Source organism: Providencia sp. PROV272 (genome assembly GCF_049901975.1).
Classification (GTDB): domain Bacteria; phylum Pseudomonadota; class Gammaproteobacteria; order Enterobacterales; family Enterobacteriaceae; genus Providencia; species Providencia stuartii.
In genome coordinates this window covers 2322428-2334691 of sequence record NZ_CP096291.1, presented here as the reverse complement: position 1 = coordinate 2334691, position 12264 = coordinate 2322428, and the positions used below count along the sequence as shown (strand labels likewise).

Below are 12264 nucleotides of genomic sequence, written 5' to 3'. Positions count from 1 at the left end.
ATAAGGTCTAAATTAAGTTTTCAATATTTAATCTGTTGTCAACGAGACAAAGTTTCGCTGCTTTGCCGAGAAATTCAGACGGGATCTGATCACTCAGCCAATATTCACCTGCAATAGACACTAACTCTGCTTGCAAGTGGACACAAAAAATTTGGCTTTCCGTATCGCCAGAAGCACCTGCAAGTGCTCGGCCTCTCATTATGCCATATATATGAATATTACCATCTGCCAACAATTCTGCACCTGCACTCACATTACTTGTTACGATGAGATCACTATTTGGTGCATAAATTCGTTGGCCTGAACGAACAGGGGCATTAATAATTCGTGTTTTCCGGTAATTAAACTCAGGTTCGGCGGGAGTGGCTACCTCAACCGGTGTATGAACAGCCTTAGGTTGAGTATCAACGGCTTTTTGGCTTTTCCCCTCATTGAGAACCGGTAAGCCTGCATCATTGACTTTCTTACGTAGCAAAGGATCGGTACATCCGCTTATTCCGACAACCCTTAAGCCAACCGATATAATTGCTTTGTGAATACTGTATAAATCAGCATTTGTGGTTAAATCAGCAATGTTGATAACCACTGGCGCATTTTTAAGGAAGTCAGGAGCTTGACTAACCTTATCTTGTAGCGCTTTTTTGATGAGTTTGGGTTCTTCACTGTGTAAGTGAAGAACAGAAAGAGTAAAACTACTGCCTTTGAGTTCTATTGGCGACTGTGACATCTATCCGGGCTCAGCAAATTAAAATATCCGAAACAAACTTCGGGTGACGATATTCTGTAAAACAATAGCATGTTATAGTTACTACATTCTTCAAGCAAGCCAATGAACTAAGAAAAAGAGTTAAATATAATGATTTGTGCAATATATCGTAGTCCTAACCGTGAACAAACATATCTTTATATTGAGAAGAAGGATGATTTTTCTCGTGTACCTGAAGAACTCATGAAACAATTTGGTACTCCTCAATTTGCGATGACCCTTTCCCTTGCAAACCGCGACAAGCTGGCAAATGCAGACATTGAGAAAGTCAAAGCTGATTTAATTGAAGTTGGGTATTATCTGCAATTTCCACCTCCAGTTGAAAACCTACTCGCTGAATATCGAGAGTCTTACAGCGAATAAAATTAGGATAATACTTAGATGTTAATTTACTTGGGGAGGTGATGTGATAAAACCAACGTTATTATTTACTTTAATTAGCGGCCTATTTTTAGCTAGCTGCTCAGCAAAACAACCTATTTTGGTTACACCACAGGCTGAGCAAGATGCCATGATTGCAAAAGAGGTGATCGCGCTAAATAAAGCTTTTCCACTCGAAGAGCGTGAACCATCGCAATTCCCTGCTTATGTGGAGTTGTTAAAAGAGCATGCATTAGCTCAAGGTATTCAACCTGCCACTATTGAACGTGGTTTCGCCCATATTCATTTTATTGAACGCGTTGTTAAGGCCGATAAAGGGCAACCGGAAAAAAGAGCAACAGTGACTTTAGAAAGTTATCTCAAGAATGTGCTACCTGCATCACGCATTAATGCAGGCGCGGAAAAATATTGGGAAAATGAGTCACTCTTAAATGCGATTAGCCATCGTTATGGCGTACCGCCCCAATATATTGTTGCATTGTGGGGGCTAGAAAGTGGCTTTGGTCGCTCCCAAGGTAAAGAAGATGTTATCTCAGCATTAGCTACGCTTTCATTTGAAGGCCGTCGTGAAGCATTATTCAGTAAACAGTTGCTGGCTGCACTGGAAATTATGGATAAAGGCTATATACCGGAAGAGCAGCAGTTAAAAGGCTCTTGGGCAGGCGCCATGGGCCAAAGCCAATTTATGCCGACGTCTTATTTATCTTATGCGGCGGATGGTGATGGCGATGGCAAAATGGATATTTGGAACAATAAGGCGGATGTGTTTGCCTCAATTGCCAATTACCTGTCTACGGAAGGCTGGCAGTCTGCACTACCTTGGGGCTATCAAGTGAGCCTACCTACCGACTTTGATAAGCAACTGGAAGGCGTGAAAGCAGAGCAGGGCAAAACGGTTGCACAGTGGGAGCAACTTGGCGTTAAACTCCCTGCATCTGCGCAGTTATCACCCAATTTAAAAACGTGGGTTGTTATCCCTGATGATCCGTTAGGGCGTGCATACTTAGTAACTGAAAACTTCCGCACGATCATGCATTGGAATCGTTCATATTACTTTGCTTTGAGCGTTTGCCTCATGGCTGATGGCGTTGCTCAAAAAATACAATAACGATAATAGGAGTTACAACTATGTACCAACATCGTGACTGGCAAGGTGCCTTACTGGATTTCCCTGCAAACAAAGTGGTTTGTGTTGGCAGTAACTATGCGAAACATATAAAAGAAATGGGCTCAGCACACCCCGAAGAGCCTGTGATTTTTATCAAACCTGAAACGGCATTATGTGACGCTAACCAACCGATTGTTATTCCAAAAGATCTTGGCTCTGTACACCATGAGATAGAATTAGCGGTTTTGATTGGTATGCCCTTAAAAAATGCTGATGAAGATAGAGTTTCTCGCTCAATCGCGGGTTTTGCTGTGGCATTAGATTTAACATTGCGTGATTTGCAGGCAAAATTTAAAAAAGCAGGGCAGCCATGGGAAAAAAGTAAAGCGTTTGATGGCTCATGTCCTATTTCAGGCTTTATTCCGGTTAATAACTTTGGTGATCCGCAAAGTGCCCAGCTTTCACTGGAGATCAATGGGGAAATTCGCCAGTCAGGCTCTACTCGTGATATGATCACGCCAATATTATCTCTGATTAGCTATATGTCTCGCTTTTTTACTTTGCGTGCGGGGGATATTATTTTAACGGGAACACCAGAGGGTGTCGGGCCGTTGACATCGGGTGATATGTTAAAGCTCTCAATTAATGACCACTCGTTAACGACTCGAGTGATCTAATGATATAGGATTGATAAGTATTATGTCTCAGCCTTTCTGGCAGGTAAAAACGTTAGATGAAATGACTGACGATGAATGGGAATCACTGTGTGACGGTTGTGGTCAGTGTTGTTTACATAAGCTGATGGATGAAGACACGGATGAAATTTATTTTACTAACGTGGCTTGTAATCAATTAAATATCAAGACCTGCCAGTGTAAGCATTATGAAGATCGTTTCAGTTATGAGGCAGATTGTATCAAGCTCAATCGCTACAATTTAGAAACGTTTGAATGGTTGCCACACACTTGTGCTTATCGTTTATTGCTAGAAGGTAAAACCTTACCTGCATGGCATCCTCTTAAAACGGGGTCAAAAGCGGCAATGCACAGTGAGCGGATCTCTGTTCGCCATATCGCGGTTAGAGAAAAAGATGTGGTGGATTGGGAAGACCATATCATGAATCGGCCAGTAGATAGAACATCATCTTAATCAGATAAGCTTGATTTAGCCAATATGTTTGAATAACGCGACAGCCCTATTTTATAGGGCTGTCGTATTTTAAAACAGTGACGTATTAAAATTCTTCATAAACAGCAGGATCTTGATTGCGTAATCGACCATTAGCAGAAGATAAGTTATTTATTGCTTGCATATCTTCCGGCGATAATTCGAAATCATAAACATCAATATTTTCAATTTGGCGTGACGAATGCGCCGATTTCGGTATTGGTAATGCACCTAACTGTAAATGCCAACGTATGATAATTTGCGATACCGATTTATTATAGCGACTCGCTAAATTGAGTAAGGTTGGATTAGATAACACATCACCGGCACGACCTAATGGGCTCCATGATTGCGTAATGATCCCTTTAGATTGGTCATATTGACGCTGTTTGGCTTGATTAAAATTAGGATGCAGTTCAATTTGATTGACCACGGGAAGTATGCCCGTCTCTTTTTCTAATGTTTCTAGGTGTTCAGGGAGAAAATTACACACCCCAATACTTCTGATTAAACCTGAACGTTGTGAATCGATTAATGCTTGCCAAGCCTCAACAAATGTTCCTCTTTTCGGATTTGGCCAGTGGATCAAATAAAGGTCAACATAATCTAAACCTAATCGAGCCACTGATTCTTGGATAGTGTGCATGGCATTATTGTATTGTTGGTGTCGGCCAGGTAATTTCGATGTGACGGTTATTTGATCTCTAGGAACCGAGCTATTTTTAATGGCTTTGCCGACAATACCTTCATTCTCATAATTAAATGCAGTATCTAATAAACGATAGCCATGTGATAGCGCACTTTCAATAACCCGAACCCCATGTAAACCTTTTAATGAATATGTTCCAAAACCAATTTGAGGGATTTGGAATCCATCGAGTAATTCATATGATGGGATCATAGTGTCTCCTGATAGATGTCAAAACTGTACCCAATATATCACCGCGTAAGAACTTATTTTGTCGATTTGGGCAGTAGCAATAACATCATGATGGCAATGACCAAAGCGCAAACCGTCAGTAACACTCGGTCAATCGCTAATACAATAGGCCCAGCAGTGGCCGTTAAGTTAAATGTTAATGCGATAGCGGTTAAACAAAATGTCCAATAGCCATAACGTTTCGCACCGATCATTAACATGGCGAATAACAATAGGCCCACTAAGGAAACGTGTAAGAGTGGGTTATTTGATAAACCAAGTAAAAGCCCCCCTACAGCAGCACCGAGCAGAGTGCCTGCACCACGTTGTTTTAGCCTTTGCCAAGTTGCTGTCCGTTCAGATTTCATCACTCTTAAACCAGCAGCAGGTAACCAACAGGGATGAGAGCTAGGGAGCAGGGTTGCAAGAGCACTCCCGATGAGCGCAACGAGAACTATTGCCACAGAGAAGCGCTGTACTGCGGGAGTGCGCATATCAATTTGAGTTGTTGGTGCGGGAAGGTCATGACGGGGCAACAGAATATAAGCAATAATGACGCCCCAAAATGTACCGAGTGTAAATGCGATGCCATAAAATAAGCTACCCTGAGCGGGGACCTGACCAATTGATAGGAAATAAGCTAAAACGCCAAGGGCGATTGGTAAACGTAGATAGGTTGACCGCAATTCGGCATAGCCTTGAAAAAAAGCGCCAAGTCCAGAGCAAATAAAGAATAAAAGGCTACCAAGGGTGACATTAACACCGATTACCGCAAGAGCAGATAAAATGCAGGCTCCTTGCAGTAAAACATAAATAGGTTTTTTCGTGGGGAGTTTAGGAAATGATACAACTAATAAATATGCACCAAAAGAGATCAAAGTCCCTAACATGGGTTGCTTATAGAGGATAGCAATAAACCATGGAGCGATAACCCATAGAGAAAGTAAAAAGGCACTTCGGGTTTGGGGCAAAGAAATTGGCATTAGACGATCTCACCTTATAAATTAATCATATTCATACAGTGTATAAGTTGATAACTCAACGAATAACTTACTGAGAATTATTATAATTTTCCATCATCTCTATTTGAGCATCATTGATTGCCCCGCCAACCTATCACTCGGAAAATGACATAACCAGCGTATAGCAACATCAATATGCCACTCTGGTAGTCGTTTGTATTGCTATCTTCTATTTTTGTAAAATTAAGTAATTAAGACCTATCTTTTTCTTGAGTATGGCATGGTAAAGCCTCTAAAGGGAGGAGACCAAAATGCATCAAATGAAAACAGAAGTTGTGGTTATTAGACTCACTAAGCAAGAAAGAGCAGAGCTTGACGCTAAGAAAACTAAGCCCATTCTCTCAGACTGGTTAAAAGAGCTCGCATTTGCAGCCCCCGATAACCCAGACAATAAGAATATTGAAGGTAAACCCGCCTAGCGGAGTAATGATTTTATTCTCTACAAAATGGGCTTGCATGGTATATCTCAGTCAATAAAGCCGTTGAATGCAATTAACTTTATGGCTAATAGTAGGTTAATTGCATTCACATTAATGGAATGTAGCAGTTTAAGTCAGCAATTTTGTAAGGTGCTGTTAAAGAGGTTAACGGTAGTTTTAATTGATTGGTCGCTAACAATATGAAAGTAGTAACTTAACAACAATGTCGATTAAAGTTTGATCGGTGTGTGTAGTTGAAAGAGATCTAACTCTCACTTCTTACGATAACAGATATTCAATATACGATGTGTGCTTTATGTTATGGTCTAAATAAGTTGCATTAAACAGGCTTATTCGTTCCATTAATCTTGTTATCTTTAGATAGATTATTGCGCAAAGTGATCTAACTAACCTTAACTGAGCATCTTTTTTGTTCAGCGCTGGTGAAATAAAAAGCTATTTATACTCTTCAGGTGAGTTTTAGGACTATTCTTAAGGATGGTTTTGATATCTGAGTTAAGTCTCAATAGAGGGGAGGGTAAATTATTTTTTAACATTAGTTATCAAATGGTTACACATTTAAAAAAATTTGAATAGATCAAAAAATATGAAGAAAAAATGTGCATACATCAAATTAATTGATAACATTTACTAACAATAAGTAACCTTTGTTATTTCTTCATTAGCGCATTTTGGGTGCTAGGCAAGGAATAAAATAGCGAAATAAAAAGAACTTTTGAAATATAGTCAAATCACAAGTAATTATTCTACTTACTAGATCAAAATAAAGCCTATTACTTTCTGATTTATCGCTTAAGTTTTGCTTTTAATCTAAAAATACACCTTTATCCATATAATCACATTGTTTTACTCCTTACATGAGTAAATAATCCAATTATGATGCATTACCGTTATATCATAAATATATTCTCAAATGAGAATTAATTCCATCAATGAATAAACATAAAATTAATTTATATTATTTAAAACCCAAATATCATATTTAGACTAATATTTATTTTGAGTATATAAATTTAGAATAAGTAGTCACAATAAGGATAATCTTATTTAGAATAGTTTTTGCATTTATCTCTTTTATAAAATATCACTATAAGATCATTTTTTAGAATTTGTTAAAAACATAAAAATAAAAAACAAACAATCAATTTGATAAATTAGCGTAAAACGAGTAATACATCGTGTATATTCAATAAGGTTTTTCGATCAATAGCAGTTGTTTGATAGGCTAAGACTATTAAATTTTATTGTATCTCATGATAAAAACGATTTAATGTAATTTAAGTTTTTATGTATCCTCTCTCCGAAATCATATAGACCACGTTATGATTATTAATTCTAAAAATGGACTGATTAAGATAGAACTATATTTTTAATTAAATTATTAGCAGTAGCTTAAATACACGGAAATAAATGTGTAACGGCGGATTCAAGTCCGAAGTGCAACGCTAATGACCGAGCGTTGCACTTATTATCTGAATTCGCGAACCATATTAAACATATGGTCAACACCCTACGCTAATTATTTATTAAAAGACTAGGTGCTTAATAAGTTCTGTTTAGTGTAATAATAAAAACCCTCATATTAGGAAATGACAATGAAAAAAGTATTACTGACTGCAATTGCTACTGCAATTATTGGTGCATCTTCTGCTTACGCTGCAACTGAAAACGCTGGTGGTGGCCAAGTTAATTTTTACGGTAAAGTGACAGATGTTTCTTGTACTATTTCTGTTGACGGCCAAGGTAGTGACGCTAAAGTTTATTTGGCTCCTGTTTCAGTAAAAGAAGTTAAAGATGCAGGTGCAAATACTTACCTGAAACCAAAATCATTTGTTATTGACGTGACTAATTGTCAAGGTACAGCTGATGACACTACATTAAATGTTAACTGGACTGGTGGTAACGTATTAGTAGGTGCTTCTGGTGCAAACGAAGGTTATTTAGCTAACACTGATTCAACGGGTGCTGAAAATATTCAATTAGTATTAGCAACTAATGCTGATCCTGATTTAAAAACCAAAATCAACCCAACTAGTGCTACTCAACCTAAAGCAAAAACAGTTGATATTGCTGACGGTTCACGTTTCACTTATTACGTAGGTTACGCAACTTCTACGCCAGATACTGTTAGCAGCGGTATCGTAGAAAGCTATGCAACTTACGAAATTACTTACGAATAATATTAAATTAATTTAAAAGTAATATTTATCTAAGCGGTAGGTTAACTGCCGCTTTTATTTAGAGGTTCAAATGAAAGCAATTGTTTTATTCTTCTGCTTCGTTTTCAGTGCATCTTCATTAGCGAACAACATTATTGTTAACGGCACACGATTTATTTATCCTGGAAATGAAAAAGAAATTACAGTGCAGTTAAATAATACCGCGGATAGACCAGCTGTCGCACAAGCATGGTTAGATACCGGTGATGCATCTGAAACACCAGATACAATAAAAACACCATTTCAAATTACGCCTCCAATATCTCGTATTGATGCTAAGGGTGGTCAAACTCTCCGTATTAAATTAATGGATAAAAATGGACTACCACAAGATAAGGAAAGTTTATGGTGGCTGAATATTTTAGATATTCCACCGACAGTCCGAACTGCAGGAAAAGAAGATCAAAACTTTTTACAACTGGCAATTCGTTCTCGTTTTAAATTTATTTATCGTCCTGTAGGTTTAGGTAGCCGTGAATTAGCACCTGAAAAACTAATTGTGAGTGCTAATGGAAATAATCTGACTATAAATAACCCAACACCATTTTTTATTACCATTACAAAAATTTCTACAGATGGAAAAAATGGGTTAACTGATAAAGCGGTTATGGTGGCACCAAAAAGCCAGAGCTCAGTGGTATTGAAAAAAACAATTAAAGCAGGTGAAAACATTATTTTGAACAATATCAATGATTATGGGGCGGACATAGCAGTTAAAACAACTGTTAAATAGGACAGAAAAATGAAACAGCGAGAGTTAATAAATAAATATAGTAATACACTCTCTGTGACCTGCTTTGTCACTGTATGTATGATGCCAACATTTTACGCGTGGGGGGCGGAAGGCACAACCTACGAGTTTAACAGTGGATTCATAGTAGGCAGCAAAGATAATGTTGATTTAGAACGCTTCAATACTGCTCCAATTAGTGAAGGTAAATATTCTGTTGATGTGTATACCAATGATAATTGGAAAGGACGCTATGATTTAAATATTGTTCAACAAAAAGATGGGAATTTAGGTGTGTGCTATACGCCAGCTATGTTGAGCAATTTTGGTGTTGATGCAGAAAAATTAAACCCACAACTAAATTCACAAGAATCCACCTGCTTACCTCTTAAAGAGTGGAATAATTTGAGTGAAGTGAATGATAAATTTCACTCATCTAATTTACGTCTAGATATTTCAGTACCCCAAATTTATGAACAACGTTTATCACGCGGGTATGTTGCGCCACAATTCTGGGAAAAAGGAATACCAGCACTTAATGTAGCCTATATGGCTAACTATTATGATAATCATACGAGCGGAGCTCAGGGGCAGAATGATGCCAGTGCGTATTTAGGATTAAATGCAGGGTTATCATTCGATGGCTGGTTGTTAAAACATATCGGTAACTTAAGTTGGCAACGTTCAGGAAGCACCAGTTGGAACAGCAACCAAACTTATTTACAACGACCTATTGCAAGTATGAAGTCAAAAATGACCGCAGGTCAGTTTTATACTGATGGCGATCTGTTTGACAGTATTAGCTTGCGTGGTGCAAAAATTGCGACAGATGACAGCATGTATCCTGATGGAATGACATCATATGCACCTGAAATTCGTGGTGTTGCCCAAAGTAACGCATTAGTCACTGTACGCCAAAATGGCTCGATCATATATCAAACTTCAGTACCACCAGGGCCGTTTATTTTAAATGATGTCTATCCATCCGGTTACGGTAATGACCTAAACGTCACCGTTAAGGAAGCAGATGGCAGTGAAAGTACTTTCAGTGTGCCATATTCATCGTTAGCACAACTGTTACGTCCGGGCTTTACACGTTATCAAGTCGCTGCTGGTAAGTCTGATACCGATGGTTTGCATCATCGCCCTTATATTATGCAAGGTACGATCCAACACGGCTTAAATAATACGTTTTCACTTTATGGTGGTGTTACGGCATTTGATGACTACCAAGCTTATTTAGTTGGTACTGGTATTAATACGGGGATTGGTGCGTTAGCACTGGACGTGACGCAATCTCGAACTGCGTTAAAACATCGAACCGATAATGGCCAAAGTTATCGTATCACTTTTAACCGACTGATATCGCAAACTGATACCAATATTTCATTGGCTGCGTATCGTTATTCAACGAAAGACTATTTTAATGTTAACGATGCGCTGTATGCGATCGATTATGATAAACGTGGTCTTTCAAATAACCGTTGGCGTGAAAAAAATGGTTTTAGCTATACAGTAAACCAAAACTTACCGGATGGATTTGGTGGGCTGTATTTTACAGGTCGTATATCAAGTTATTGGGAACGTTCTGGCACTGAGAAACAGTATCAGTTTAGTTATAACAACCAATATCAGCGCCTCTCTTATTCCATTAATTTTATGCGAGTCTACTCGGATAATAATAACTCACATGGAAAGAAAGACGACCGTATTAGCCTAAACCTAAATATTCCACTCTATTTTGGTGACAGCAGAAGTACCACATTAACCTCAAACACCGTATTTAATAATGAGAAATTTGGCTCAACTCAGCTCGGTGTTAATGGGGCACTAGATGATGAGAATAACTGGACTTATGGGCTAAATACCTCAACGGCTAGAGGTGGTGAACACAGTGTTGCAGTAAATACGGGTTATCGTACTCCTTATGTCAATACCAATGCTAATTATAGTCAAGGGCAAGGTTATCGCCAATTTGGCGTTGGTGCGAATGGCTCTGTTGTTGTGCATTCAGGGGGCGTTGTACTCACACCAAATACTGCAACGACAATGGCGTTGATTGAAGCCGAAGGTGCAGAAGGCGCTTCAATTATCAGTGCTCCAGGTGTACGCGTCAATCGAGGTGGTTATGCACTAGCACCATATGTACGACCTTATCGTATTAATAATATTGAAATTGACCCTAAAGGCAGTGCTGAAGATATCGTGTTCGAAAACACATCAAGCCAAGTCGTTCCTTATGAAGGCAGTATTGTTAAGGTGAAATTTGGCACTAAAGTTGAACGTAATCGGACTTTTAACGTTGTGCGTCTCGATAAAAAGCCAATGCCATTTGGCGCGGAAGTGACTAACGCTGAAGGTGAGTCAATTGGTGTTGTCGGACAAGGTGGCACGGTATTTATTAGTAACGAAGATGCCAAAGAAGCTATTGTGAAATGGGATAATGGGCAATGTGTATTTTCTCTGGAAGCAGGAACCAGTAAGGATAGTGTATGTCGATAAACACAATTTTACGTAATGGAATAGCACTGGCAGCAGTGCTATCGAGTATCCCCGCGTATGCTACATGCACCCGAAATAGTTGGGTTCCAGCCGAGAATATCGACATGCAATTTGGCCGAGTGGTTGTCTCCCCAGATCTTCCTGTAGGTAGTGTGATACAAGAAAAAACATGGCCGATGAAGGAAACTGACAGTTATTGGGCACAGTGTTATGGTGGCACTGTTTTAGATGCCATTATAACAGCAAAGGGGCTGACTGAGGGGCCAAATAAAGTCTATAACACGAATATCCCAGGGATAGGATTGCGTTTCCAACGTATGGGGGCTGTAGCAATGACCTACCCAGATACGTTTAAAGTTAGTGGGAGTAATAGACAAAAGATCAATGTGTATTTAGCTGGCTCAACATTTAAGTTACAAATCATTAAGACAGCAGAAAATACAGGCTCAGGGCGAATTACCCAAGGTGAGTATACTCGTTATGGTTACAAACCTAATTCAGTTGAACCAGCGATTATTACTTATTTATCGGCTGATGCCATTACCATTGTATTGCCATCTTGTAAAATTATGACAGGTAAAAACCAAGATGTTCATCTAGATACGGTTAAGCGCACCGATTTTAAAGGTCGAGGAACTACTGCGGGTGAGAAAAAGTTCCCTATTAATTTAATGTGTAATGGTGGAGTGAGTATTTCTCCCGATTCGGTTTCTGTAAACATGAGTTTCTATGGAAGAAATGCACCGAATACCAACCCTCAAGATGGGGTTCTGGATAACACTGCAAAATCGTCCCCGGCACAAGGTATTGGTGTGCAAGTTCTTACCGACAAGGGAGTAAAATTAACTTGGGGTAAGAGTTATAAGGTTGGGGAGTTAACAACTGCACTCGATAAATATATTAATACGAACTATATTGCTCGCTATTACCAGTATGGAGACAAAGTGACTGCTGGTGATGTGCAGGCTGTGATGCAATTCAACATAACCTATGATTAATAGGGGAGCCCA

12 protein-coding genes are annotated in these 12264 nt (G+C 38.9%); 9 read left to right on the top strand and 3 right to left on the bottom strand.

Going from position 1 to position 12264, the window contains the following annotated elements; translation table 11 throughout:
• Positions 1-7: 7 nt before the first annotated feature.
• Positions 8-727, bottom strand: a complete 720-nt coding sequence (gene minC, locus M1E93_RS10625; protein WP_004919519.1) for a septum site-determining protein MinC — start codon at positions 725-727, stop codon at positions 8-10.
• A gap of 129 nt (positions 728-856) precedes the next feature.
• On the opposite strand from minC, the gene M1E93_RS10620 reads away from it, so the two are divergent.
• From M1E93_RS10620 to M1E93_RS10605, 4 genes are read left to right on the top strand one after another with little or no spacing between them, the layout of a single operon-like run.
• Positions 857-1129 (top strand): YcgL domain-containing protein, encoded by a 273-nt coding sequence (locus M1E93_RS10620; protein WP_004919520.1) that lies wholly within the window; start codon positions 857-859, stop codon positions 1127-1129.
• Positions 1130-1172: 43 nt separating this feature from the next.
• Positions 1173-2255 carry a lytic murein transglycosylase gene (locus M1E93_RS10615; RefSeq protein WP_004919522.1) on the top strand — a complete coding sequence of 361 codons (1083 nt, stop codon included), beginning with the start codon at positions 1173-1175 and terminating at the stop codon, positions 2253-2255.
• Between the two features lie 20 nt (positions 2256-2275).
• Positions 2276-2932: a fumarylacetoacetate hydrolase family protein gene (locus tag M1E93_RS10610; protein ID WP_163762046.1), complete on the top strand. Its 657-nt coding sequence runs from the start codon at positions 2276-2278 to the stop codon at positions 2930-2932.
• Between the two features lie 19 nt (positions 2933-2951).
• Positions 2952-3404: a YcgN family cysteine cluster protein gene (locus tag M1E93_RS10605; RefSeq protein ID WP_088499444.1), complete on the top strand. Its 453-nt coding sequence runs from the start codon at positions 2952-2954 to the stop codon at positions 3402-3404.
• 85 nt (positions 3405-3489) lie between these two features.
• Here M1E93_RS10605 and M1E93_RS10600 read toward each other — a convergent pair whose 3' ends face one another.
• Both M1E93_RS10600 and M1E93_RS10595 read right to left on the bottom strand, forming a co-directional pair.
• Positions 3490-4323 carry an aldo/keto reductase gene (locus M1E93_RS10600; RefSeq protein WP_004919527.1) on the bottom strand — a complete coding sequence of 278 codons (834 nt, stop codon included), beginning with the start codon at positions 4321-4323 and terminating at the stop codon, positions 3490-3492.
• A gap of 53 nt (positions 4324-4376) precedes the next feature.
• Positions 4377-5324, bottom strand: coding sequence for an FUSC family protein (locus M1E93_RS10595; protein WP_004919529.1), 948 nt, complete (start codon positions 5322-5324; stop codon positions 4377-4379).
• Positions 5325-5614: 290 nt separating this feature from the next.
• Here M1E93_RS10595 and M1E93_RS10590 point away from each other — a divergent pair, with 290 nt between their 5' ends.
• From M1E93_RS10590 to M1E93_RS10570, 5 genes are all read left to right on the top strand, one after another.
• Complete coding sequence (locus tag M1E93_RS10590) at positions 5615-5782, top strand: hypothetical protein (protein ID WP_004919531.1); 168 nt, start codon at positions 5615-5617, stop codon at positions 5780-5782.
• A gap of 1616 nt (positions 5783-7398) precedes the next feature.
• Positions 7399-7983: a fimbrial protein gene (locus M1E93_RS10585; RefSeq protein WP_004919533.1), complete on the top strand. Its 585-nt coding sequence runs from the start codon at positions 7399-7401 to the stop codon at positions 7981-7983.
• 70 nt (positions 7984-8053) lie between these two features.
• Positions 8054-8755: a fimbrial biogenesis chaperone gene (locus M1E93_RS10580; protein ID WP_426206883.1), complete on the top strand. Its 702-nt coding sequence runs from the start codon at positions 8054-8056 to the stop codon at positions 8753-8755.
• Positions 8756-8764: 9 nt separating this feature from the next.
• Positions 8765-11254 (top strand): fimbria/pilus outer membrane usher protein, encoded by a 2490-nt coding sequence (locus tag M1E93_RS10575; RefSeq protein ID WP_040133104.1) that lies wholly within the window; start codon positions 8765-8767, stop codon positions 11252-11254.
• Positions 11245-12252 carry a fimbrial protein gene (locus tag M1E93_RS10570; RefSeq protein WP_426206880.1) on the top strand — a complete coding sequence of 336 codons (1008 nt, stop codon included), beginning with the start codon at positions 11245-11247 and terminating at the stop codon, positions 12250-12252. The genes M1E93_RS10575 and M1E93_RS10570 overlap by 10 nt, the downstream gene beginning before the upstream one ends.
• Positions 12253-12264: the final 12 nt, after the last annotated feature.